We start from the raw sequence: 25,071 nt of genomic DNA, 5'->3' as shown, positions 1-25,071 counted from the left end.
GCGGTTCAACTGCAACCAACTCCTTCACATAAACTTGATGCAGATCAGAGTGGGCAGTTCCAATCGCTGCAACACCAAGGTCATCAACAGAACCAAAGGCAAGACAATGACCAAGAAACTCGCCGCATTGACCCTTTCCACCGCGTTGGTGGCTCTGGCTGCTCCTGCGTTTGCCCAATCTCAGGGGGATTGGACGCTCGGAATCGGTGTGGGTTATCTGGACCCGAAATCCAACAACGGAACACTGGCCGGCCTGAGCGCCGATATCGACTCGGATACGCGCCCGATCTTCACCGCCGAGTATTTCATCCAGGACAATCTGGGGATCGAGCTGCTGGCCGCGACCCCGTTCAAACATAACGTCACTTTGGGCGGAAGCGTGGACGCTGGCAGCGTCAAGCATCTGCCGCCCACCTTGTCGCTGAACTATCACTTCCCGACCAATAGCGCCTGGAAGCCCTATGTCGGCGCCGGTCTGAACTATACCATCTTCTTTGACGAGCAATCTGCCCTTGGCAACCTCAAGGTCGATGATTCCTTCGGCGTTTCGCTGCAAGCCGGTCTCGACTACATGATCACCGACAAAGGTGCAGTCCGTCTGAATGTACGCTGGTTCGACATCGACTCGGACGTCACTCTGAACGGAGCCGATATTGGCACTGCGAACATCGACCCTTGGCTGGTCGGTATTTCCTACGTTCATCGCTTCTGATCCTTTGATCGAAACGCCCCGCTGTAACCTCGTCTGCGGGGCGTCTTCATTCAGCGCATTTCGTTCATCATTTCCCGGCCGATCAGCATCCGTCGAATCTCGCTGGTGCCTGCGCCGATCTCCATCAGCTTGGCGTCCCGGAAGATCCGGCTAACCGGTGCGTCAGACAGAAACCCTGCCCCGCCCAGCGCCTGAACCGCCTGATGCGCCTGAACCATCGCCTGTTCGGATGCGTAAAGACAGCACGCCGCTGCATCCTGCCGGGTGACGTCCCCACGATCACAGGCCTTAGCCACCTCATAGACATAGGCCCGGGCCGAGTTCATCGCGGTATACATGTCGGCAATCTTGCCCTGCATCAGTTGGAAGCTGCCAATCGGTTTGCCGAATTGCTTGCGCTCGGCCAGATACGGCATCACCTCATCCAGACAGGCGGCCATGATGCCGGTGCCGATCCCGGCCAGAACCACGCGCTCATAATCCAGACCTGACATGAGCACGGCTACGCCCTTGCCCTCTTCACCCAGTACGTTCTCGAACGGCACTTCAACATCTTCAAAGATCAGTTCAGCCGTGTTCGACCCGCGCATCCCCAACTTGTCGAAATGGGGTGAGGTCGAAAAACCCTTCATCTCTTTTTCAATCAGAAATGCGGTAATGCCTTTTGATCCGGCATCGGGGTCCGTCTTGGCATAAACCACCAGTGTATCCGCGTCCGGCCCGTTTGTGATCCAGTACTTGTTGCCGTTCAGGCGGTAATGGTCGTTGCGTTTTTCCGCCCGCAGCTTCATCGACACCACGTCCGAACCTGCGGAAGGTTCCGACATTGCCAGCGCGCCTACGTGTTCGCCCGAGACCAGGCGCGGCAGGTATTTCTGTTTCTGCTCTTCCGTACCGTTCAGCTTGATCTGGTTCACACACAGGTTGGAATGCGCCCCATAAGACAACGAAACCGAGGCCGAGGCGCGCGCGACCTCTTCGACAGCAATTGTATGCGCCAAATAGGACATGCCCGCACCGCCGTATTCTTCTGGCACGGTGACACCCAAAAGACCAAGCTCTCCCATTTCTTTCCACAGTTCATTCGGAAAGCTGTTCTTGGCATCAATCTCAGCCGCCATCGGCTTGACGCGCTCCTGCGCCCACCGATGTACCATTTCGCGCAGGGCGTTCACATCCTCACCCAGATCAAACTTCATCGTGGCCATGAACATCTGTGTCCTCCCTCCGCATTAATGAACAAGTGTTCAATAAATCTCTAGCAGCGAATCTGTCTCCGGTCAATCTTTGTGAAAGCCTGGACCAAAACACAAAACGCCGCCCGGACCGGGCGGCGCTCTCAAGGGTCGAGCGTGCGCTGAAAGCGCACTCTGTTTGGCTAGGATTGATAAACTGCGCCCACTTCGGCTCGGATGATGCGCGCGATAACCCGGCAATCCTCCAGCGAAAAGGTCAGCGGCACACGCATATCCATGATGCCTGCCAGAACACGGTCACTTTCCGGCATCCGTTCGCTTTCGAAATATCTCCAGCTGTCATAGCGCGACGTGAACCCTGTTGGCTCAGCCCCGCCAAACCATTTGATCTCGACCCCACGCGCGGCGCAGCGGCTGATAACGTCCGCTATCCGCTCAGGCGACCAATCCAAAAGCAGGAACTGGATCGAAGACCCGACATAGGTTTCCTCTTCGGGTCGCTCGACTATCGTCAGGCCCGGAGTGCCGCGCAGCCCGGTCTCGATCTCGCGATAGCGCTCGTTCCACCGTTTCACCTGCCGGTCCAGATCCCGCAACTGAGGGCGCAGGATGGCGGCACGCAAATTGTCCATGCGACCGGACACATTGGGTGTGGTGTACTTTATCCGCTCGAACACTTCAGGTCCCGGCGCCGCCAGATGGCGTTCATACAGCATGTATGAGCCCGACAGCATTGTAGCCTTGGCCGCCAGTTCCGCGTCATCAGTAACCAGCAAACCGCCCTCGCCCGAGTTTACGTGCTTATAGGTCTGGCAGGAATAACACCCGACCGCGCCCTGCCGTCCCGACAACTGACCGCGCCAAGCCGCGCCCATCGTGTGTGCGCAATCCTCGATCACGATAACGCCTGCCGCGTCACACATCTGCATCAGACGATCCATGTCGCACAGATGCCCGCGCATATGGCTGAGCATCAGGACACGGGCCTGATCCAGTTTGCCCTCAAGATCCTCCAGATCGATGGTCAGGTTTTCGGAGACGCCGACAAAGATCGCACGCGCCCCGACCGAGGCAATTGATCCCGGCACCGGGGCCAGAGTGAACGCGTTGGTCAGAACCGGGTCGCCCGGCTGCACACCGACGGCCCGCAACGCGGTGGCAAGCGCATACCCGCCAGAGGAAACCGCCAGGCAATACTTGGACCCCATCTGTGCAGCAAATTCCTGCTCTAGCAGGGCCGTTTCCCCCAACTCACCGGGGACCACGTTATAGCGATGCAGCCGCCCGTGACGCAGAACAGCCAGCGCTGCCTCGATAGCGTCGTCTGGAAGGGGTTCCTGCTGTGTGAAATTACCAGTGAATGTTTCCGTCATGGTCTTTTTCTGGATCTCCGACAGGTTCCGGTCAAGGTTTCAGGCTGCCGCACCGATCAGATCAGGCACAAGATCAGGCAAGTCGTCAAAGTGATGCAGCAGGGCTTCGGGCTCCAGCGCTGCCATGTCCTCTCCTGACGGTCCGAAAGTCACCAAAACCGATGGGACCCCTGCCGCTCGGGCGGTATTGCGGTCGGTATCCGAGTCTCCGATCAGCACGCACCAAGCCGGATCCCCCCCGGCCCGTCGCGCAGCCTCGCGCAGAGGGGCCGGGTCCGGCTTGCGCACTGGCAGCGTATCCGCCCCGACCAACGAGGCAAAACGATCCCGCACTCCCATGCGTGTCAGTAACAATTCGGCCAGATGTTCCGGCTTGTTGGTGCAAATGCCGACACCGTAGCCCGCGTTACTCAGCATCTCGACGGCCTGCAACGCTCCCGGATAGAAACTTGTGTGGGTGTCGATATCCTGCGCATAAGCCTCAAGCAGAACCGGGTAATAGGCCTGAACGGTGTCCTCATCGTAAGCTCCGACGCGTTTCAGCCCTTGGGTTAACATCATGCGACCGCCACGCAGCGCGATGCCTGCATCCTGCCCATGAACCAGGACATCACCATACCCCATTTCGCGAAAACAATGGTTCGCCGCTGTCAGCAAATCGCCCGATGTATCCGCCAATGTGCCGTCCAGATCGAAGATGACGGTCCGCATGTTGCCTCCTGTTTCGGCAGGTTTTCGCCGTGTCCTGTTTCAATCGGCAATCTTGTTTGATGGCCGAACAGCTTGCGCCTTTGCCCTCAGCGGATAAAACGGTCGGCAACAAAACACAAAGAGAAAACGATTTCATGACCATTGCCCTTGTCATCCTTGCCGCCGGAAAAGGCACCAGGATGAATTCGGATCTTCCCAAAGTCCTGCATCCCATCGCTCAGGCTCCGATGCTTGTTCACGCGATGCGCGCCGGGTCTGTCCTGTCGCCCGAACGTACGGTGATCGTTACCGGCCACGGGTTCGAGGCTGTAGCAAAGGTTGCTCAGGACGAAGACGAAGATGCCCGGATAGCCGTTCAGGAAGAACAGTTGGGTACGGCCCATGCGGTCGGTCAGGCCAGGACAGCACTGGAAGGGTTCGACGGTGATATCGTGGTTCTTTTCGGCGACACCCCGTTTTTACAACCCGACACGCTGGAACGGATGGTCGAGGCTCGATCCCAAAATGACCTGGTCATCCTTGGGTTCGATGCGGCTGATCCGGCCCGCTATGGCCGGTTGGTCATGAATGGCGACACGTTGGAACGCATTGTCGAATTCAAAGACGCATCAGATGAAGAGCGCGCCATAACATTTTGCAACTCGGGCCTTTTAGCTTGTAATGCCCAGTTGCTTTTTTCGCTGATTGACGCCGTTGAAAACAACAATGCCTCAGGTGAATACTACCTGACAGACGTAGTTGAGATCGCCCGCAACCGCGGTCTGAACGTAACCGCCGTCGCCTGTGACGAGGCCCAGACGCTGGGCGTGAACTCACGCGCTGATCTGGCCGCCGCCGACGCGGTGTTTCAGGCGCGCGCGCGGGCAGAACTGCTGGATATGGGTGTCACATTGATGGCACCGGATACGGTATACTTGTCCGCAGACACTGTGATTGGGCGTGACACAGTAATCGAACCCAACGTGGTCTTCGGCCCCGGAGTGACCGTCGAAAGCGGTGCAACCATCCGGGCCTTTTCCTATCTGGAAGGGTGCCATGTCAGTCGCGGCGCCATTGTCGGCCCCTACGCGCGGCTGCGCCCCGGTGCGGAACTGGCCGAAAACACGCGGGTTGGCAATTTCGTCGAGATCAAGAATGCAGAAATCGCCGAAGGCGCGAAGGTCAACCACCTCAGCTATATCGGGGACGCATCAGTGGGTGCTGCGACGAATATCGGCGCGGGAACAATCACCTGCAACTATGATGGCGTGATGAAGCACAAAACCACCATTGGTGCGAATGTCTTTATCGGCTCCAACACCATGCTCGTGGCCCCAGTCACTGTGGGCGATGGCGCAATGACAGCGACAGGCACCGTGGTGACCAAAGACGTAGCGCCCGAGGCGTTGGCCGTGGCGCGCGCCAAGCAGGAAAACAAACCCGGCTACGCGCGAAAACTGTTTGATATGTTGAAGGCGAAGAAGGCTCGCCGCGATAACGAGGCCTGAGATATGTGTGGAATTGTAGGTGTCTTGGGCCAGCATGAAGCGGCCCCTATTCTGGTAGAAGCCCTGAAACGGCTGGAATATCGCGGCTATGACAGCGCCGGGATTGCAACCGTTAATGACGGTGTCCTGGGTCGTCGGCGTGCGGTCGGCAAACTGGTCAACCTCAGCGATCTGTTGGTGCATGATCCGCTGCCCGGTAAATCCGGCATTGGTCACACCCGATGGGCCACACATGGTGCGCCTTCCGTCAACAACGCGCATCCCCACAAGGCGGGCCCGGTGGCCGTGGTTCACAACGGAATTGTCGAAAACTACCGCGACCTGAGGGCCGAACTGGCCAAACACGGTGTCGCCTTCAAAACCGAAACCGACACGGAAACCGTCGCGCTGATGACGGAACATCACCTCAACACAGGCATGTCCCCGGTCGAGGCCGCCTTCAAGACCATCGACAAGTTGGAAGGTGCTTTCGCCCTTGCGTTCCTGTTCGATGGTGAGGACGACCTGATTATAGCCGCCCGCAAAGGATCACCCCTGGCCATCGGCCACGGGGATGGTGAGATGTATGTGGGTTCGGACGCCATTGCCCTTGCGCCGCTGACCAACCAGATCACTTATCTTGAGGAAGGCGACCGCGCGGTTCTGACCCGAACATCGCTGGAAATCCGCAACGAAGCCGGTGAACTGGCCAACCGGGAAAAGCGCAAGATCAAGCTGGATCATGCGCGCGCCGACAAGGGCGAGCACAAGCATTTCATGGCCAAGGAAATCGCTGAGCAGCCTATCGTCGTGGCCGAGGCCATCCGATCCTACCTGCCCACGGGCGGTGATCGAGTGGTGTTCCCCAACGCCGAGCTGGATTTCAGCAAGCTGGACCGCCTGACCATGGTCGCCTGCGGCACCGCGTTTTACGCCTGCCTGACCGCGAAATACTGGTTCGAACAACTGGCCAAGATGCCGGTCGAGGTCGATATCGCCAGCGAGTTTCGCTATCGCGAACCTCCGATCACGGGTCGCACACTGGCGCTGTTTGTCAGCCAGTCAGGAGAAACCGCGGACACCCTGGCCGCGCTGCGCTATTGCGAGGGCAAGGCGGACAAGATCGTTTCTGTCGTCAATGTCCCTGAAAGTTCGATTGCTCGGGAAAGCGATATCGCCCTGCCGATCCATGCTGGCGTTGAAATCGGTGTGGCTTCGACCAAGGCCTTCACCTGTCAACTAAGTGTTCTACTGATGCTGGCGCTCAAGGCAGCGGCCGACCGCGGCACTCTGACCGATGAGGAAATCGCCGATCACACCGCTGCGCTGCGTGGGTTACCGACCGTGCTGAACACGGCACTGGATCAGAACCGGGCGATCCGCAAAGCAGCCCAACGCCTGTCCGAAGCGCGCGACGTTCTGTTCCTGGGCCGTGGCCTGATGTATCCTCTGGCAATGGAAGGGGCGCTGAAGCTCAAGGAAATCAGCTATATACACGCCGAAGGGTATGCATCGGGCGAGTTGAAACACGGACCCATCGCCCTGATCGACAAGCATATGCCTGTTGTCGTCATGGCACCCCGTGACACAGTGTTCGACAAGACCGTGTCAAACATGCAGGAAGTGATGGCGCGCAAAGGCAAAGTGATCCTAGTGTCTGATGATGATGGAATTGACGAGGCCGGAGACGGAGTCTGGAGCACGATCCGGATGCCACATATTCACACCAGTCTTGCGCCGATCCTCTATTCGGTTCCCGCACAGTTGCTGGCCTACCACACGGCGGTGGCCAAGGGCACGGATGTGGATCAGCCGCGCAATTTGGCAAAGTCGGTAACGGTGGAGTGAATTATGGCCAAGCAGTTTCCCCGGCTTGATGACGCGCATCAAAAGTTCATCGAAGATCAGCATATGTTCTTCGTCGGCACCGCCGGGTCCGAGGGAAAGGTCAATATCTCACCCAAAGGTATGGACTCGCTGCGGGTGGTCGGACCAAACCGCATCGTCTGGATGAACCTGACCGGCAGCGGCAACGAAACTGCGGGGCATCTTTTGCAGGTCAACAGGATGACACTGATGTGGTGCGCCTTCACCACGCGCCCACTGATCCTGCGCACATATGGAACGGCCCGCACTCTGCACGTCGGAGATGAGGGCTGGGCCGAACTGGCCAATCTCTTCCCCAACCACCGCAGCGCCCGGCAGATCTACGACCAGACGATTGAAATGGTTCAGACCTCTTGCGGGTATGCAGTGCCGTTCATGGAATTCCAGTCCGACCGCGACACGATGCAGAAGTGGGTCGATGGCAAGACGGACGGCGACATCCGGTCTTATTGGGCCGAAAAAAACAGCCAGACGATTGACGGCAAGCCAACAGGCGTTCCGGTCTGACCCCAATGCTGACCCCTTTTCTTGATCAGATCAAAGCCCATGCCGACCCGGAACGTGCGGGTCAGATGGCCAGTTATCACAAGGCGGATCGCGTCTATCTGGGTGTCGCCAATCCGGTTCTCAACGATCTGACCAAAGCATGGCGGCAAGAGCTGGATGTGAACAAACGCGTCGCGCTGGCCCAGGCGCTGTGGCAAACCGATATCCACGAAGGGCGCCTTGCCGCGGCCAAGCTTCTAACCCAGGCCCGTATCAGGCCCGACGATCAGGTTTGGGACCTACTTCAAAGCTGGCTACCGGATTTTGACGCCTGGGCCGTCGCCGATCATGCCTGCATGGCGATGCAAAAACGACTGATGGCCAACCCCGAGAGGCTGAATGCCATCGAACAGTGGACACAGTCCGATCACATGTGGACCCGGCGCGCGGCTCTTGTAGCAACCCTGCCCTGGACCAAACAGAACCACCCCAAGCCCGAAGACCTGCAACGCCGCGACCGTATCCTCGGCTGGGCCGCCGGATATGTCCCTGACCGCGACTGGTTCATTCAGAAATCAATTGCCTGGTGGCTGCGTGAACTGTCCAAACACGACCCCGAACGTGTGATCGCGTTTATGGACAGACATGGCGATGCCATGAAACCGTTCGCCCGCCGCGAAGCAGCCAAATACCTGAAAAGTCAGTCGGCATAGACCGCGACTTCGACCAGTTCGTCTAATGGCACCAGAAGGGCCCGCATGGCATCCAGCGACAAGCGGCTGCCGCTACTTTCCGGGCCTGCGGCAGGAACCAGGGTGATATAGGCCTGCGCGCCGGTTCTGGGCACAACAACCCGCGCCGTTACCTCGCTATCGACCAGCGGCGTCTGCATCCAGCGCCCTGGTGTGGTCGGATCACCAAGCCCGGCAATGGTTGTTTTGGCCCCGACCCAACTGGGGCGTGCCGCAACAGGCTCGGGCTGAAGAACTTCCTCAGCGACAACTGGCGCAGTTTCGACATCCGATACGGCCACAGCCGCCTCGTCCCCCGACCCGAACACACGTTCCGTCGTTGCCCGGACAGTGTCGCACCCGGTCAAAACAACGCATAGAAAAACAAATGCCTTTTTCATGCCCGGAAACTACAACCCCATGCGGGTGTGATCCAGTGCAAAGCGCAGTTCGCACTTGTCGCAGGCAGGTTACAGCTTTACCTATGTCGCATGTCTGCTCCGCTCATCGACCCGTTTGCCCGCGCTATCACGTATCTCCGCGTCTCCGTCACGGACCGCTGTGATTTTCGTTGCGTCTACTGCATGTCCGAAAACATGACCTTTCTGCCCAAGAAAGACCTTCTTACGCTGGAAGAGCTGGATCGCATGTGCTCGGCCTTTGTAAGAATGGGCGTCGAGAAACTGCGCATTACCGGCGGTGAGCCTTTGGTTCGTCGTGATATCATGACCTTCTTCAACGCCATGACCCGCCACTTGGACAGCGGTGCGTTGAAAGAGCTGACGCTGACGACAAACGGTTCGCAGTTGCATCGCTTTTCCGAAGATCTTTATGCCGCCGGTGTGCGCCGCGTGAATGTTTCCCTGGATACGCTGGATGACGACAAATTTGCAAAAGTCACGCGTTGGGGCCGCCTCAAACAGGTACTGAACGGCATCGACGCGGCGCAAAAGGCAGGGCTGCGGATCAAGATCAACGCTGTTGCACTCAAGGGATTCAACGAACCCGAACTGCCCAAGATCACCGAATGGTGCGCCGAGCGTGATATGGACCTGACCTGGATCGAGGTCATGCCGATGGGCGATATCGGCAACGAGGATCGACTGGATCAGTACTGGTCGCTCAAGGATGTGCGCAAAGAGTACGAAAACCATTACTCGATCACGGATCTGGCTGAACGCACTGGCGGTCCGGCCCGCTATATCAGGCTGGAAGAAACCGGTCAGAAGATCGGCTTCATCACGCCCCTGTCTCACAATTTCTGCGAAAGCTGCAACCGCGTGCGCCTGACCTGCACCGGTGAACTCTATATGTGTCTGGGGCAGGAGGACATGGCGGATCTGCGCGGCGCATTGCGGGATTACCCCGACACCGAACAGCCGCTTGAAGATGCCATCCGCGCGGCGATCAACCTGAAACCAAAAGGTCACGACTTCGACTATTCCCGCCAGTCAGTCGATGGCCGAATGAGCCGCCACATGAGCCATACAGGCGGCTGATACATGCCGGATCACAAAGACCGCCCCACAGCGCTGTACCATCTGTACTGCGCCCTGATCTCTCTGGCCGCACCTCTGGTCTGGAGAACCGTCCGAAAGAAACTTGAGGCTGCCGGTGTACCAGCCAATCGCCAACAGGAGCGTCTTGGCCATGCCAGTATGCCCCGCCCCGCAGGGCAGTTGATCTGGTTCCACGCCGCCAGTGTCGGCGAAAGCCTGTCGGTCCTCACTCTGATCAATCGGCTGGCCGACCGCCTTCCCAAAACCGAGTTTCTGATCACCTCAGGCACGCCAACCTCAGCGGCCCTGATCGAAAAGCGCTTGCCGCCCCGCACCCGGCACCAGTACCCGCCGCTTGACACAGCCAACTCGGTCCAACGCTTTCTGGACCATTGGCAACCCGATGCCGGGATCTTCGTCGAAAGCGAGATCTGGCCGCGGCTGATTGTCGAAAGCGCAGGGCGCGACATTCCACTGGCTCTGCTGAATGCTCGATTGTCGGACAAATCTGTCGCCGGATGGAAGAAGCGCCCTAAAACGGCAAGGTTTATTCTGAATAAGTTTCGCCTGTTCCTGACGCAAAACGACAAAACAGCTGCCGACCTGATTGCCATGGGTGCCCCTGCCCAACGCGTGCAGCCCGGCACCAACCTCAAGGCCATGTCCGATCCTCTGCCTGTGGACCAGAACACGCTGGATGACATTCGCGCGCAATTAGCCGCCAGACCGGTCTGGATCGCCAGTTCCACCCATGCCGGAGAAGAAGACAGCGTTCTGGCAGCCCACAAAGCATTGTTGCAGCATTGGCCCGACCTTCTGCTGCTTCTGATCCCACGCCACCCCGAACGACGCGGTGAGGTTGCAGAACTTCTGAACAACGCGGGGCTCAAGGCGTCCTTCCGGTCAAAAAACGCACCGATCACAGATACGACGCAGGTGTATGTTGCCGACACACTGGGCGAAACCGGAACCTGGTACGCGCTTTGCCCGATCGTTTTCCTTGGGGGGTCACTGAAAGAAATTGGCGGACACAACCCATTTGAACCGGCACAGGTCGGGGCCGCCGTGATCACCGGCCCGGGGTATTTCAACTTTGCAGAAACCTTTGCCCCGCTGATCGACGCCAAGGGCGCTGTCGAGGTCCAGACATCCGCTGACCTCTCTGAGGCCGTTTCACATTGGTTGTCGGACCAGAATGCCCTTCAAGCGGCCCGAAGGGCTGCACAATCCTGCGTCAATACGCAATCGACCGCCTTGGATGCCGTCGTCGAAACCCTCTGCACGGTGCTTGATCTGCAAGCAGAGGATCCCGCTTCATCTGGCTAGAAATATCCCGGGGGTGTGGGGGCAGAGCCCCCACCCTCTCCATCAGGCAGCTGGCATCCGCTGTTCGACAATCTCCGCCCACCAGCTGCATCCGGCCGGAATGGCTTCGTCGTTGAAATTGTATTCCGGGTGATGAACCATTGCGGTGTCACCGTTGCCCACAAGAATATAAGCGCCTGGGCGTTCCTCCAGCATGAAGGCAAAATCTTCGCCCCCCATGACCAAAGGTGCCTCGTCGCAATCACCGGACACCGACCGGGCCACGTCCGCCGCAAACTCTGTTTGCTCGTCGCTGTTCACCATCACCGGATATCCACGAATGTAGGTCACGTCAGCGGTGCCGCCAAACGTGGCCGCAACACCGTTGCAAATCTCGTTGATCCGCTTTTCAGCCAGATCCCGCATGCCCTTGCTCATGGTGCGCACCGTGCCTTTGATCTGCACGGTCTGAGGGATCACATTGAATGCCTTGGATGACGTCTCGAACGATGTCACTGACACCACAACCTGATCAATCGGGTCGGCATTGCGCGAAGAAATCGTTTGCAACGTAAGGACAGCCTGCGCTGCCAGAACTGTGGTATCCACGGTCTCATGCGGTTTGGCCGCATGTCCGCCGCGACCCTCAAAGGTGATGTCGAACTGATCGGTTGCCGCAAAGAACGACCCCGGTCGGATTGCGAACTTGCCGACAGGCTGTCCCGGCCAGTTATGCATGCCGTAGACTTCCTGAATGTTCCAGCGGTCCATCATGCCGTCTTCGCACATTTCGCGGCCCCCGCCGCCCCCTTCCTCAGCAGGTTGGAAGATCACGACAACGGTGCCGTCAAAGTTGCGGGTTTCCGACAGGTACTTTGCCGCCCCCAGCAGCATCGCGGTGTGCCCATCATGGCCACAGGCATGCATCGCACCCGGCGTTTTCGAGGCATAGTCCAGCCCCGTTGCCTCATGTATCGGCAACGCATCCATATCTGCGCGCAGGCCGATCACCTTTCCCTTGCTGTCCGACTTGCCTTTGATCACCCCCACAACGCCGGTACGTCCGATACCGGTCACAACCTCATCGCATCCGAACTCCTTCAGCTTCTCGGCCACCTTCGCGCTGGTGCGGTGGGTCTCAAACAGGATCTCTGGATTCTCGTGCAAATCCCTTCGCCATTCTGTGATTTCATTCTGCAATTCGGCAAAGCGATTCTTAACTGGCATGTCTTTTCTCTCTCCTGATTCAGGTCAAGCCGCCGGCATCCGGCGCTCGACCATTTCCGCAAACCACGAGCACCCAATGGGGATGATCTCGTCATTGAAATTGTATTCGGGGTGATGCAGCCCGGCACTGTCACCGTTGCCCAAAACGATGAATGCCCCGGGCCTCTCTTCCAGCATGAACGAGAAATCCTCGCCCCCCATCACCATCGGCGCTTCAATGCAACTGCCCCCAACCGACACCGCAGCCTCTGCTGCATATCCCGTCTGGGCTTCGGCATTGATCGTCACCGGAACACCGCGCGTATAGGTGAGGTTCACGGACCCGCCAAATGTTGCAGCGGTCCCTTCCGAGACTTCCTTCAGCCGTTGTTCGATCAGGTCGCGCAACTCGTTGGAATGGGTCCGAACGGTGCCGCGTATCCGCGCCGATTGCGGGATCACGTTGAACGCTTTCGAAGATGTCTCGACCGAGGTCACAGACAGCACGGCCTGCAAAATCGGATCCGCGTTGCGCGACACGATCGTCTGCAACGCCACGATCAGCTGCGACAGCATCACCGTTGTATCAATCGTCTGATGAGGTTTTGCCGCGTGGCCGCCGCGCCCTTCAAGTTGGATGTCAAACTCGTCCGCCGCTGCCAGCAACGGGCCTGAGCGAATGGCAAACTGCCCGGTGGGAACACCCGGCACATTGTGCATCGCATAGATTTCCTGAATGCCGAACCGATCCATCAGACCGTCCTTGCACATGGCCTCGGCGCCATTCCCACCCTCTTCGGCAGGCTGAAAGATCACAATTGCCGTGCCATCAAAGTTGCGGGTTTCCGCCAGATACTTGGCGGCCCCCAAAACCATCGCAGTATGCCCGTCATGACCGCAGGCATGCATCGCATTCGGTATTTCTGAGGCATAGTCCAACCCGGTCTGTTCCTGCATCGGCAGGGCATCCATATCGGCGCGCAAGCCAATCACACGGCCCCGCGTGTCGCTTTTGCCGCGAATGACCCCGACGACTCCGGTGCGACCGATGCCGGTCACGACCTCGTCGCAACCAAACTCGTTCAGCTTTTCCGCAACCAGCGCACTGGTGCGGTGGGTGTCGTACAGAATTTCCGGGTGTTGGTGAATGTCACGCCGCCAACCGGTGATCTCATCATGCATCTCTGCGAGACGGTTCTTGATCGGCATGTCATTCTCCCTGTTTCATGCGACAGGCAATCGTCGTTCCACAAGCTCGGCAAACCAGCTGCAACCGGCGGGGATCGCGTCGTCGTCAAAGTTGTATTGCGGGTGGTGGCACATGGCCGTATCCCCGTTCCCGATAAAGATGTACGCGCCGGGGCGTTCTTCAAGCATATAGGCAAAATCTTCGGACGGCATGATCGGGTCCGTGCTGTCATTGACCTTGCCCGCAACCGCTGCTGCCGCCTCGGCCGCATAGCCCGTCTCAGCCTCGGAATTCACTGTCACCGGGTATCCCGGTGTCCAGATAACTTCCGCCTTCGCGCCAAAGGCCGAGGCCGTATCCTCGGCGATCCGGCGCACGCGTTCTTCGGCGATTGTGCGATATTCGGGGTCAAGTGTCCGCACGGTTCCCTGCAAACGAACCGTATGAGCGATCACGTTCGACGCTACGCTGTCCGTCACAAACGTCCCAACGGTGAGGACAACTCGCTTGATCGGGTCAACGGTCCGGGACACCACCGATTGCAAGGCAACAACGATGTGCGAGGCCACCAGCGTTGTATCCACCGCCTCATGCGGTGCAGCGGCGTGTCCGCCCTTGCCAGTGACGGTGATTTCAAACTCATCGGACGAGGCCAGCAACGCACCGGGTCGAATTGCGAACTCTCCCACCGGAAGACCGGGCATATTGTGCATGCCATAGACCTCGTGAATGCCCCAGCGGTCCATCAACCCGTCCTGACACATGGCCAGACCGCCGGCCCCGCCTTCCTCGGCAGGCTGAAAGATCAGAACTACGGTGCCATCGAAATTGCGCGTCTCGGAAAGGTACTGCGCGGCCCCAAGCAGCATCGAAGTATGCCCGTCATGTCCACAGGCGTGCATCTTGCCCGACACGGTCGAGGCATAGTCCAGCCCTGTCGCCTCTTCAATCGGAAGCGCGTCCATGTCTGCACGCAGGCCGATGACGCGCCCCTGCGTATCCGTGCGCCCTTTGATCACCCCGACAACGCCCGTTTTGCCAACGCCCGGAGTGATCTCGTCCACTCCAAATTCTTTCAGACGGGCAGCGACAAACGCCGCAGTTTCATGGACGTCATACATCAGCTCCGGATGGGCGTGCAGGTGGCGACGCCATTCGGTGATCTCGCCATGCATTTCCGCAAGTCTGTTTTTTACGGGCATCTCAAGACCTTTCTCTCAACCGCTGGCACCGTATTACACCGGGCTAGACGCATAGTTTTTCAACCAATCGCTGCATGAATTTATGACCGGCTTCGAATTGTTCAATCGTAATGAACTCATTCGGCTGATGGGCCTGCGCTATGTCTCCGGGTCCGCATATCACGGCAGAATACCCGGCCTCCTGAAATTGGCCTGCCTCGGTCCCATAACTGACCACATGGCTTGCGTTGTCTCCGGTCAGGGCGCGTACCAGAGCTTCGGCTTCACCATCCTCTTCCGGGATCAACCCCGGAATCGCGAAGTTTTCAGTCAGTTCGATGCGGGTATCCGGGTGAACGGCCTGCATCTGAGCCTCAACTTGCCGAACCTGTTCGAAATAGGCATCGCGCCATTGGGCCTGTGTTTCATCGGGCACAGTCCGGAAATCCATCATGAACCGGCAGTCTTTGGCGGTAATGTTATGGGCTGTTCCGCCTTCAATCATACCGACGTGGCAGGTTGTCCAGGGTGGATCGAACACGGCAGCAACGGTACTGGGTTGCGTCGCCATGTTTCGCGCGTTCTGTTGGTTGGCCCAGTCGATCAACGGGGCCGCCGCCATGATGGCGTTGACGCCTGTGTGCATGATCGAGCTGTGAACTTCGAACCCGACCATATGGGTGTCAAAGCCGAACCCACCCTTGTGACCCGTCACCGCCTGCATCATCGATGGCTCGCCCACAACCACCGCCGAGCCTTTGGGGAGAACGCCCTGCATCGCCTCGATCATTGGCGGCGCTCCGGTGCACCCGACTTCCTCATCAAAACTCAGCGCAAGTTGGAGCGGTCGTTTCACACGTGCGTAATGCGCCTCGACCAGCGCCCAGATGGCAAGCGCATCAAATCCCTTCATGTCACAGGTGCCGCGCCCGAAATATTTGCCGTCCTCCTCGGTCACGGTGAAGGGGTCGGTGTCCCAGGGTTGCCCGTCAACCGGTACGACATCCGTGTGCCCGGACAGCACAACTGCGCCTTCTTCAAAAGGGCCGACATGCGCAAAGATCGCCGCCTTATGCGGCTGATCCGGATCAGGCCAGCGGTGTGACGTGATCCCATGGCTTCGCAGGTATTCTTCCACCCAGTCGACCAATGGCAGGTTGGTGTCACGACTCACGGTTGGGAATGAGATCAGCTTGGTCATGATCTCAAGCGGCGTCAGGCGCCTGGCCATCGTGTCAATACCCACTGTCGGTGGTCAGGATAAAGTGACCCGGCTCAACCTCTTGATATTGCGAGGGTTCCGGTTTGTAGTCGACAGGGTGAATCGGTGACGGGATCGGTTTGAAGTTCAGGTCTTTTTCTGTCTTTCGCTTGTTCGGGTCAGCAATCGGAACTGCCTTCATCAATGCCTGCGTATAGGGGTGTTGCGGGTTTTCGAACACACGCGCACGCGGGCCCAGTTCCACAATGCGGCCCAGATACATAACACCAACATAATGGCTGACACGTTCAACCACGGCCATGTCATGGCTGATGAACAGATAGGACAGCCCCAAATCGGACTGCAGCTCCATCATCAGGTTCAGAACCTGCGCCTGAACCGACACGTCGAGGGCCGAGACCGCCTCGTCCGCGATGATCAGCTTGGGGTTCAGGGCCAGTGCGCGGGCAATCGCGATCCGCTGGCGCTGTCCTCCGGACATTTCATGCGGGAAACGACGCATGAAGCTGCGCGGCAGCTGCACCTTGTCAAACAACTGCGCGACGCGGTCCTGCAACTCGGATCCCGACGCCACGCCATAGTTGCGCATCGGCTCGGCAACCTGATCGACCAATTGCATCTGTGGGTTCAGCGAGGCGAACGGGTCCTGAAAGATCATCTGCATGTCCAGCCGCGCCTTGCGCAGGCCGGACGGGTCCAGCTTCATGATATCGACACCGTCCAGATTGACCTCGCCCGCCATCGGCTCGACCAGCCGCAGGATCGAACGCCCGGCCGAGGACTTTCCGCACCCGGATTCGCCCACAAGGCTGAGTGTCTGACCTTTGTTCAGTGTGAATGACACATCCTCGACCGCATGAACGTTCGAGATCGTGCGCCGCAGAAGACCACCTTTGACCGGGAACCGCGTGGTCAGGTTCTTTACGGTCAACAAAACTTCTTCGGTTCCGGGAATGGGCGCAATTTTCTGCCCCTCGACACCCAGCAACTTCATCGGTTCAGGTGCCGACTTGCCCTGCATTTCACCCAGCTTCGGTACTGCGGCCAAAAGGGCCTTGGTGTAATCATGCTGCGGGTTTTCAAAGATTTCCTTGACGGTCCCCTCTTCGACCTTGTTGCCGCGATACATGACAACAACACGGTCAGCCATCTGGGCAACCACGGCCATGTCGTGGGTGATGAACATCACCGCAGTTCCGGTTTCGCGCTTGAGGCGATCCATCAGGGCCAGGATCTCGGCCTGAATGGTCACGTCCAACGCTGTGGTGGGTTCATCGGCGATCAGCAGGCGGGGTTCGCAGGCCATGGCCATCGCGATGACGACACGCTGGCGCATCCCGCCCGACAGCTCGTGCGGGTACTGTTTCAGACGACGCTCGGGCTCGGGAATGCGAACCTGGCGCAGCAACTCAAGCGCCCGGTCCTCGGCCTGTGCCTTTGACATCTGCTTGTGGATGCGCAGACCTTCGGTCAACTGGCGGCCAACGGTAAAAACCGGATTAAGCGCCGTCATCGGCTCCTGAAAAATCATCCCGATCTCGTTGCCGCGAATCTGTTTCATCAGATCCGGATCGGCTTTGGACAGGTCCATCTCGCTCCCGTTGCGGCGGTCAAACAGAAGTTCACCACCCGCGATTTCGCCACCTCCGAACTCGACCAGCCGCATCAGCGACAGCGACGACACCGATTTCCCCGAGCCCGATTCGCCAACGATACAAACGGTTTCACCCGGTTTGACCTCGAACGAGACATCCTCAACACCGACAACGGGGCCATCCTTCGTCTGAAACTCCACCCGCAGTTTTTTAATCTGTGCAATAGGCTGATCCAGCACGCGCGCGCTCCCTTGACGACGGTATTCTTTTTCTGAATTCCGAACGCTAAGGCGGGCCGCCGGGAAAAGTCAAACCCATTACACATTTTCGCGACGGCACTACTTGCATTTTTCTCAGGTTCTGTTTCGATACGCCATGTAACCGACCTGGGGAGGCGGCGCAGACCGAAATCGTTAGCGCTATTATCTTTGTTGATCAGAACCTTACCTTGGGGCGGCAACGCCAAACCCGCAGGCCTTGCGGAGATAATCGAGACACGAACGTGTCCAACTTGGGAGTAACTTATGAAAATCAAAACCCTTTTGCTTGGTGCGATTGCAAGCACGGCGATGGCCCCTGTGGCTATGGCCGAGCGTGGATCGGACGGCAATGTCAGCATCATTTACTGGCAGGCTCCGTCGATCCTGAACCCGTACCTGTCCTCGGGCACCAAAGATATCGAATCGGCTTCGTTGGTGATTGAGCCGCTCGGTCGCTATGACCAAGACGGGAACCTTGTAGCCTATCTCGCCGAGGATATCCCGACCGTGGAAAACGGTGGTGTTTCGTCGGATCTGAAATCGATCACGTGGAAACTGAAATCCGGTTTGGTCTGGTCCGATGGATCGCCCGTGACGTCGGCCGACGTGAAATTCACCGCCGACTATTGCATGCATCCGGAAGGTGGTTGCGCCCAGCTTGCCAAGTTTGAAGGCGTCGAAAGCGTCGAGGCAATCGACGATCTGACCATTAAGGTCAACTTTGCCGAACCAAAGCCGAACCCCTATGGCCCATTCATGGGTGGCCAGTCGCCAATTATCCAGATGGCCCAGTTTCAGAACTGCATGGGCTCCAAGGCGCCCGAATGTACAGATCAGAACTTTGGCCCGATCGGAACCGGCCCGTTTGTGGTGGACGAATTCAAGCCAAACGACGTGATCACCATGTCGGCCAACCCGAACTATCGTGACCCGAACAAGCCCGCTTTTGCCACGCTGACCTTCAAAGGTGGCGGTGATGCGACAGCGGCTGGCCGTGCTGTGATGGAAACCGGCGAATTCGACTATGCGTGGAACCTGCAACTGGCGCCCGAAGTCATCGAGCAAATGAAAGAAGGCGGCAAGGGTACTCCGATCGCGGCGTTCGGGACCTTGGTTGAACGGATCGAAATGAACATGACGGATCCGTCCCCCAGCCTGCCTGAAGGTGAACGTTCAACCGCAAAACATCCGCACCCGGCCTTGTCGGAACTGGCGGTTCGCAAGGCACTGTCGATGGCAATCGACCGTGATCTGCTGGTTGAGATTGGCTACGGCCAAGCCGGTCGCCCGACCTGCAACCTGGTACCGGCCCCGGCATTGTACGCAAGCGACAACACCGAATGTCTGACACAGGACATCGACGGCGCGAACCAGATGCTGGAAGAAGCCGGTTGGGTGAAAGGTGCTGACGGTGTCCGCGCCAAGGATGGTGTAAGACTGTCGCTGGTCTATCAAACCTCGACCAACGCCGTTCGTCAGGACTTCCAGGCGCTGATCAAGGAATGGTGGAGCCAGATCGGTGTCGAAACCGAGCTGCGCAACATCAACGCGTCGGTCTTCTTTGGTGGTGACCCGGGCAGCCCGGACACGTTCCAGCGTTTCTATGCAGACGTTGAAATGTACGCCAACAACTTCGATGGCACCGATCCGGAAAGCTATCTTGCGCAGCACACCTGCGACAAAGCACCCAAACCGGAAAGCCAGTGGCAGGGCGAGAACATCAACCGCTATTGTGATGCCGAGTACGACAAGTTGGTGGCCGAACTGGGCCGCACTGGCGAGCTTGAAAAGCGTGGCGAAATTGCCCGTAAACTCAACGATATGCTGACCAAGGACAGCTATGTCGTGGTTCCGCTGGTTGATCGTGGACGGGTCTCTGCACATTCCAACACATTGGGTGGCGTGATCCTGAACACTTGGGACAGCGAGCTTTGGAACGTTGCGGACTGGTACCGCAAGACCGGGTCCTAAGCGTTAAACCTGCCAAGCCGCGCCCCGATCTTCGGGGCGCAGTCATTTGCAGGCCGCTCCAACAAGAAGACGCATCAACAAAGGCGCCTTTGAATGCTCAACTTTACAATCAGACGACTGGTGTTGGCCGTGCCCACACTGCTGTTCATCAGCCTCGTCATCTTCCTGCTGCTCGAGCTTGCCCCTGGCGACCCGATGGCACAGGTTCCACTCACCGTTCCCCCGGAAGTCAAAGAGAAGATGCGCGAGGCGCTTGGCCTCGGCCAGCCGATGCATATCCGGTTCTGGAAATGGATCGTGCAGTTCTTCTGGATAGAACCACAGGTATTGGTCGACTCTGTATTCGGTACAACCTTCTCCGAAGGCGACCTGCGCGTGATTTCATGGCAGACCCGCTCGCCGGTCATGGACATAGTTGTTCAGCGTATCCCGCAGACCTTGTGGGTTGTCGGCACCGCCTATGTGGTCGCCATCCTGATCGCGCTGCCCATCGGCATCTACTCGGCTTACCGCCAATATTCCTGGTTCGACCAGATGGGTACCTTCGTGTCAATGGTCGGCTTCTCGGTCCCGCCGTTTTTCTCGGGCGTGCTGGTAATCGTGATCTTTTCGGTTCAGTTGGGCTGGTTCCCGTCGATCTATGACACCACGCTGGTGGTCAACAGCTGGGACAGTTTTGTTGTGCAGCTCAAACAGATGATCATGCCGGTCATGGTTCTGGCCTTGCAGATCACCGCGCAGCTCAGCCGGTTCATGCGCGCGTCCATGCTGGATAACCTCAATCAGGATTACGTTCGCACCGCCCGCGCCAAGGGTCTCAGCGAATATACCGTGGTCATGGTTCACGTCCTGCGAAACTCGATGATTCCGGTGGTCACCGTGATCGCGCTGGGTATTCCGTCCATCTTTGGTGGCGCCATCATCACCGAGCAGGTGTTCAAGGTGAACGGAATCGGGCAGTTGCTGATCGGCGCGATTCAGGCCAATGATCTGCCGATGGTGCAAACCCTGACCTTTATTTTCGCCGTACTGATCGTGTTGTTCAACCTGATCGCTGACGTACTTTATGGCATTCTGGACCCGAGGATTCGATATGACTGATCATGATCGTACCGATACGCTGGTCCCGGACGAAGGACTTGCACCAGCTTCAACCGCCTTGCCGACAGCCGACGTGATGGAAGAACTGGCCACCCCTCCCCGCAGCCAATGGCGCGATGTTTGGGATCAGTTCAAGACCCACAAAGGCGCAATGGTCGGGGCGATCCTGTTTATCATCATCGTTGCCGGTGTCTATCTGGGCCCGTATCTGTGGAGCATTGATCCAACCCAGATCGATATCCGGTCGCGCAATCAGGGGCCCAGTTGGGCGCATCCCTTTGGCACCGACCAATTGGGTCGCGACATTCTTGCGCGCATGATGTCGGGTGGTCAAACCTCAGTCTCGGTTGGCATAACCGCAATGTTGCTGGCGCTGTTTCTGGGTTCGTTCATCGGCGTTCTGGCGGGATTCTTCAGGCGGCTCGATGGGCCGCTGATGCGCCTGACCGACCTGTTTCTGGCCCTGCCCCTGCTGCCTTTGCTGCTGGTCATGATGCTTCTGTTCCGCGAGCCCCTGTCAGCGGCTTTCGGGCTGGAGCGCGGGATCTTCATCCTGATCGTCTGCGCCATCGGCATCACCTCATGGATGCCGACTGCACGGATCGTGCGCGGTGACGTCCTGGCCATCAAGGAACGTGAATTCGTTTTGGCCGCACGCTCCATCGGCACCAGCAACAGCCAGATCATCACGCGGCATATCCTGCCGAACGTTCTTTCGCCGATCATGGTGTCGGCAACACTGGGGATTGCCACAGCGATCATCACCGAAAGCGCGCTGTCCTTCCTTGGGCTGGGCTTCCCGCCCGACTTCCCGACATGGGGCCGCCTGTTGTTTGATGGTGTCGACTATCTTCAGCAATACCCCGAGCGTGTATTCTGGCCCGGTCTGGCAATCTCGCTGACTGTTCTGAGCGTCAACTATCTGGGTGATGGTCTGCGCGACGCGCTGGATCCCCGCATTCGCGGACGCTGAAACAAGTTAGTCGGCGCGCTTCAGCGCGCCGGCCAACAGCACGATCAGAACGGCCAATGGCAACAGCACGGCGAACGCCAGACGCAGGCCGAACAGTTCCGCCAAAAATCCGATCAGCGGCGGCCCAATCAACAGCCCGCCATATCCCAGCGTAGCTACACTCGCGATGGCTTGCCCCGGCGGCACATGCGGATCGCTGGCTGCACGGCTGAACGCCAGCGGCATGATCACCGCATACCCTATACCCATCAGCGCAAACCCCGCCAATGCGGGCAAGGGCACGACCGAAGAAACCACAACGAAAACGCCCAGTGCCGCGCAGATCCCGCCAAACCGAGCCGTGGCGGCAGGACCAAACCAAGTGATGACAACAGCACCTGCAAGTCGAAACGCAACCATCGCCACGGAAAACACGGCATAGCCCAATGCGGCAACACTTTCGGGCGCACCGGACACGTCTCGCAGGAAAATCGCGCTCCAGTCCGCGACGGCGCCTTCACCCAATGCACCACACATGGCGGCGAATCCGACCAGTATCAGCGCGCCCGAGGGCAAAGCAAAAACCGAGCTTTGCGGCCGATCGGACCGTTTCGACGTCCAGCGCACCCACGACAAGGCCAGCGCGAAGGCGACAACCGCGCCACCCGCCACTAGGAAGTGCACCAGAACCGTCAGCCCCATCTGAACAGCCACATATCCGCTGAGCGCGCCAAGACCGGCCCCAAGGCTCCACATGGCGTGGAATGATGACATTACGGGTTTGTCATAAGCCTGCTCGACTTCGGCGGCCCAGGCATTCATTGCCACATCCATCGATCCGTGGAACGCGCCGAAAACAAACAAACAAAACGCCAGCGCCCAAAACCCGCCAGCCACAGCAAGCAGAACCAGCGACAGCGTGTACAGAACGGCCACAATCCGGGTAATCGCAACAGCGCCATTCCGATCCGTCAACCGCCCTGTGACCGGAAAGGAACAGACGGCCCCGGCCGCCATGAACAACAACCCGTACCCCAACGCGTCATGAGACAAGTCCAACCGGTCGCGCACGGCCGGAATGCGCGAGGCCCAGATGCCAAACAAGGCCCCGTTCAGGATGAACATGGCCGCAACTGCCCGCCATGCCGAGAAAACACCAATCAACAGAGAACCTCGTGCTGTCTGCCCGCCCCACCCGTTCTACAGGTTGGGCGCAAATTGGCAATTGCAGCTTACCCCAGGCGTTTGCGGATGCGCCGAACGGCGAACCATACGCCCGCCACTACCGGGATCGTCGCCGCCGCCGTCAGCGTTCCCTTGCTTATACCGGTGGCCGTCAACGGATACAGAAGATAGCCAACCAGTGAGACCGCATAATAACTGATGGCCACCACAGAAAGCCCCTCGACCGTGTGTTGCAAGCGCAAGGCAAGATCGGCCCGACGATCCATGCTTTCCAGCAGGGCCTGATTTTGTGCACTCCGCTCGACGTCCACCCTAGTGCGCAACAACTCACCCGCACGGATGGCCCGGTCAGACAGCGCCTGCAGGCGGCGTTCTGTTGATTTCACGGTACGGATCGCAGGATCATAACGGCGCATCATGAAATCGGCAAAGCTTTGACCACCTTCGAACCTTTCCTCGCGCAGGACGTCGATCCGTTGATTCACCAGCGCCTCGTAAGCGCCGGTTGCCCCAAACCGGAACGAACTGCGGGCCGAAATGGTCTCGAGCTCGGTCGATGTGGCCAGCAATTGAGGCAACAGTGCATCTGGTGGTGTGGTGTCATCTGTCATTTCAACCATCAGCTTCGCCAGCTGGGCGTCCAGTTCCTCGATCCGGGGGGCCAATTGTTTGACGCGGGCAAAGCCAAGCATCGACATCGCCTTGTATGTCTCGATCTCGCACAGCCGCTGGATAATACGCCCTGTGCGGCGCGTGCCCGTGCCTTCGGTCACGAACAGCGCAAAACGCATGTGACCAGCCGGGTCGATACGGAAATCGCTAGCGCAAATTGCCGAAGCATCCAACACCCGAGACACGGCAAGACTTTCAGGTTCGAACCAATCAGCCAGAGCGACCTTTACAGCCGCATCTTCCGGGCGCGGTACCACCCGCATCAGCAACGAAGTGATCCTCTGGCCCGGGCTGGCCATCAGCCAATCCGGGGGAAAAACCTCGAAATCGGCGGGGTTGAAAGGGCGGCCGCTAACGTTGGGCACAATCGCCGTATACGTGACAAACTCTGTGTGCTGCTCCCATTTCAACCAATGGCGTCCGATCTGCCCGGCATAATGCGTGGCCCCCGGCTGCGGATGTTGCGCCCCATGTCGGTCAAGCAGATCAATCAGGTGGGCGATATCCTGACTGCGGTCCCGAGCGACGGCTGCTTCCGGCTTCTTGATCGCAAGAAAGGCGACCGTGCACGGCGTATCGGCAGCCGGAAACGGGCGGGCGTGAAGTTCATTGGCCAGCGCATAGCGCAGCGGGTGATCATCGATTGGCGTCATTCCGAGGCTCCGATAGCGGTGTCCGCACTATACGTCACAACTCGGATACATCAATTCTTATTTTATTTCATACACTTACACGAATACAAAGGTATACAAACCGACTATCTCATTGATTTGGCTGCCACAGCTCGATCGGATTACCTTCCGGATCGTGAAGCCGCGCGAACTTTCCGATCTCACTGTCCCAGTCGGGGCGAGTCTCAACAGCGATTCCGGCAGCTTCAAGCTGCTGTATCATCGCGCCCAGATCGTCGACCCGAAAATTGATCATCCATTGCTGATCCGGGTTTCCGAAATACTCAGTGTCTTTCGCGAAAGGTGCAAACACCGTATACCCTTCGCGCTGCTTCCAGGGTACCGGATCATAGTGGTTTACACCCAGATGTTCTTCGTACCAGCGGCTCAATGCCTCAGGATCACTGGCCCGAAAAAATACGCCCCCTATACCGTTCACTTTCTCCATGCTTCGCTCCAACAATACGCATGTCTATCATACCACAACCCGCCCGCTTCAT

General features: G+C 58.3%; 22 protein-coding genes. 10 read left to right on the top strand and 12 right to left on the bottom strand.

Features of this window, described 5'->3' with window-relative positions; translation table 11 throughout:
- Nucleotides 1–106: 106 nt before the first annotated feature.
- Nucleotides 107–712, top strand: coding sequence for an OmpW/AlkL family protein (locus ACR0AD_RS01140; protein WP_209504463.1), 606 nt, complete (start codon nucleotides 107–109; stop codon nucleotides 710–712).
- 50 nt (nucleotides 713–762) lie between these two features.
- Here ACR0AD_RS01140 and ACR0AD_RS01135 read toward each other — a convergent pair whose 3' ends face one another.
- The 3 genes from ACR0AD_RS01135 to ACR0AD_RS01125 all read right to left on the bottom strand — a co-directional run bounded on the left by ACR0AD_RS01135 (nucleotide 763) and on the right by ACR0AD_RS01125 (nucleotide 3,992).
- Nucleotides 763–1,926, bottom strand: a complete 1,164-nt coding sequence (locus ACR0AD_RS01135; RefSeq protein ID WP_267362877.1) for an isovaleryl-CoA dehydrogenase — start codon at nucleotides 1,924–1,926, stop codon at nucleotides 763–765.
- Nucleotides 1,927–2,090: 164 nt separating this feature from the next.
- A complete protein-coding gene (locus ACR0AD_RS01130) occupies nucleotides 2,091–3,281 on the bottom strand; it encodes a DegT/DnrJ/EryC1/StrS family aminotransferase (RefSeq protein ID WP_480486225.1) in 1,191 nt (396 codons plus the stop codon).
- A gap of 39 nt (nucleotides 3,282–3,320) precedes the next feature.
- A complete protein-coding gene (locus ACR0AD_RS01125; protein ID WP_480486227.1) occupies nucleotides 3,321–3,992 on the bottom strand; it encodes an HAD-IA family hydrolase in 672 nt (223 codons plus the stop codon).
- A gap of 134 nt (nucleotides 3,993–4,126) precedes the next feature.
- Here ACR0AD_RS01125 and glmU point away from each other — a divergent pair, with 134 nt between their 5' ends.
- Genes glmU through ACR0AD_RS01105 form a run of 4 tightly spaced genes read left to right on the top strand, consistent with a single transcriptional unit; the run spans nucleotide 4,127 to nucleotide 8,544 of the window.
- On the top strand, nucleotides 4,127–5,479 hold the full coding sequence (gene glmU, locus ACR0AD_RS01120) for a bifunctional UDP-N-acetylglucosamine diphosphorylase/glucosamine-1-phosphate N-acetyltransferase GlmU (protein WP_480486229.1): 1,353 nt from the start codon (nucleotides 4,127–4,129) through the stop codon (nucleotides 5,477–5,479).
- Between the two features lie 3 nt (nucleotides 5,480–5,482).
- The gene (glmS, locus tag ACR0AD_RS01115; protein WP_480486231.1) at nucleotides 5,483–7,306 is read left to right on the top strand and encodes a glutamine--fructose-6-phosphate transaminase (isomerizing); all 1,824 of its coding nucleotides are present in this window, start codon (nucleotides 5,483–5,485) and stop codon (nucleotides 7,304–7,306) included.
- Nucleotides 7,307–7,309: 3 nt separating this feature from the next.
- On the top strand, nucleotides 7,310–7,852 hold the full coding sequence (locus ACR0AD_RS01110) for a pyridoxamine 5'-phosphate oxidase family protein (protein ID WP_209597707.1): 543 nt from the start codon (nucleotides 7,310–7,312) through the stop codon (nucleotides 7,850–7,852).
- A gap of 5 nt (nucleotides 7,853–7,857) precedes the next feature.
- Nucleotides 7,858–8,544, top strand: coding sequence for a DNA alkylation repair protein (locus ACR0AD_RS01105; RefSeq protein ID WP_480486234.1), 687 nt, complete (start codon nucleotides 7,858–7,860; stop codon nucleotides 8,542–8,544).
- Here the strand turns inward: ACR0AD_RS01105 and ACR0AD_RS01100 are convergent.
- A complete protein-coding gene (locus tag ACR0AD_RS01100; protein WP_209597710.1) occupies nucleotides 8,532–8,963 on the bottom strand; it encodes a hypothetical protein in 432 nt (143 codons plus the stop codon). The two genes, ACR0AD_RS01105 and ACR0AD_RS01100, sit on opposite strands and share 13 nt — an antisense overlap.
- 90 nt (nucleotides 8,964–9,053) lie before the next feature.
- Between ACR0AD_RS01100 and moaA the strand changes: the two genes are divergently transcribed.
- Together moaA and ACR0AD_RS01090 are read left to right on the top strand one after the other, a co-directional pair.
- Nucleotides 9,054–10,061: a GTP 3',8-cyclase MoaA gene (gene moaA, locus ACR0AD_RS01095; protein WP_480486236.1), complete on the top strand. Its 1,008-nt coding sequence runs from the start codon at nucleotides 9,054–9,056 to the stop codon at nucleotides 10,059–10,061.
- A 3-nt stretch (nucleotides 10,062–10,064) separates the two neighbouring features.
- On the top strand, nucleotides 10,065–11,387 hold the full coding sequence (locus tag ACR0AD_RS01090; RefSeq protein ID WP_480486238.1) for a 3-deoxy-D-manno-octulosonic acid transferase: 1,323 nt from the start codon (nucleotides 10,065–10,067) through the stop codon (nucleotides 11,385–11,387).
- Nucleotides 11,388–11,429: 42 nt separating this feature from the next.
- Here the strand turns inward: ACR0AD_RS01090 and ACR0AD_RS01085 are convergent, their stop codons facing one another.
- From ACR0AD_RS01085 to ACR0AD_RS01065, 5 genes are read right to left on the bottom strand one after another with little or no spacing between them, the layout of a single operon-like run.
- Nucleotides 11,430–12,593, bottom strand: a complete 1,164-nt coding sequence (locus ACR0AD_RS01085) for a M20 aminoacylase family protein (RefSeq protein WP_267362899.1) — start codon at nucleotides 12,591–12,593, stop codon at nucleotides 11,430–11,432.
- Nucleotides 12,594–12,617: 24 nt separating this feature from the next.
- The gene (locus ACR0AD_RS01080) at nucleotides 12,618–13,781 is read right to left on the bottom strand and encodes a M20 aminoacylase family protein (protein WP_480481803.1); all 1,164 of its coding nucleotides are present in this window, start codon (nucleotides 13,779–13,781) and stop codon (nucleotides 12,618–12,620) included.
- A 15-nt stretch (nucleotides 13,782–13,796) separates the two neighbouring features.
- The gene (locus tag ACR0AD_RS01075; RefSeq protein WP_267362903.1) at nucleotides 13,797–14,963 is read right to left on the bottom strand and encodes a M20 aminoacylase family protein; all 1,167 of its coding nucleotides are present in this window, start codon (nucleotides 14,961–14,963) and stop codon (nucleotides 13,797–13,799) included.
- A gap of 43 nt (nucleotides 14,964–15,006) precedes the next feature.
- Nucleotides 15,007–16,173, bottom strand: a complete 1,167-nt coding sequence (argE, locus tag ACR0AD_RS01070) for an acetylornithine deacetylase (RefSeq protein WP_480486239.1) — start codon at nucleotides 16,171–16,173, stop codon at nucleotides 15,007–15,009.
- A 4-nt stretch (nucleotides 16,174–16,177) separates the two neighbouring features.
- Nucleotides 16,178–17,998, bottom strand: a complete 1,821-nt coding sequence (locus tag ACR0AD_RS01065; protein WP_480486241.1) for an ABC transporter ATP-binding protein — start codon at nucleotides 17,996–17,998, stop codon at nucleotides 16,178–16,180.
- 285 nt (nucleotides 17,999–18,283) lie between these two features.
- On the opposite strand from ACR0AD_RS01065, the gene ACR0AD_RS01060 reads away from it, so the two are divergent.
- From ACR0AD_RS01060 to ACR0AD_RS01050, 3 genes are all read left to right on the top strand, one after another.
- On the top strand, nucleotides 18,284–19,990 hold the full coding sequence (locus ACR0AD_RS01060) for a peptide ABC transporter substrate-binding protein (protein ID WP_480486243.1): 1,707 nt from the start codon (nucleotides 18,284–18,286) through the stop codon (nucleotides 19,988–19,990).
- 93 nt (nucleotides 19,991–20,083) lie between these two features.
- Complete coding sequence (locus ACR0AD_RS01055; RefSeq protein ID WP_209504480.1) at nucleotides 20,084–21,091, top strand: ABC transporter permease; 1,008 nt, start codon at nucleotides 20,084–20,086, stop codon at nucleotides 21,089–21,091.
- On the top strand, nucleotides 21,084–22,064 hold the full coding sequence (locus ACR0AD_RS01050) for an ABC transporter permease (protein ID WP_267366742.1): 981 nt from the start codon (nucleotides 21,084–21,086) through the stop codon (nucleotides 22,062–22,064). Before ACR0AD_RS01055 ends, ACR0AD_RS01050 begins: the two co-directional genes overlap by 8 nt.
- Before the next feature lie 6 nt (nucleotides 22,065–22,070).
- Here the strand turns inward: ACR0AD_RS01050 and ACR0AD_RS01045 are convergent, their stop codons facing one another.
- The 3 genes from ACR0AD_RS01045 to ACR0AD_RS01035 form a co-directional block, all read right to left on the bottom strand.
- Nucleotides 22,071–23,207, bottom strand: coding sequence for an MFS transporter (locus ACR0AD_RS01045; RefSeq protein WP_480481808.1), 1,137 nt, complete (start codon nucleotides 23,205–23,207; stop codon nucleotides 22,071–22,073).
- 68 nt (nucleotides 23,208–23,275) lie between these two features.
- A complete protein-coding gene (locus tag ACR0AD_RS01040) occupies nucleotides 23,276–24,553 on the bottom strand; it encodes a DUF3422 family protein (protein ID WP_209504482.1) in 1,278 nt (425 codons plus the stop codon).
- 109 nt (nucleotides 24,554–24,662) lie between these two features.
- A complete protein-coding gene (locus ACR0AD_RS01035) occupies nucleotides 24,663–25,019 on the bottom strand; it encodes a VOC family protein (RefSeq protein ID WP_209504483.1) in 357 nt (118 codons plus the stop codon).
- Between the last annotated feature and the right edge of the window lie 52 nt (nucleotides 25,020–25,071).

This window comes from Ruegeria sp. BH8 (assembly GCF_056538065.1).
This window is presented reverse-complemented; position numbering and strand designations above follow the sequence as displayed.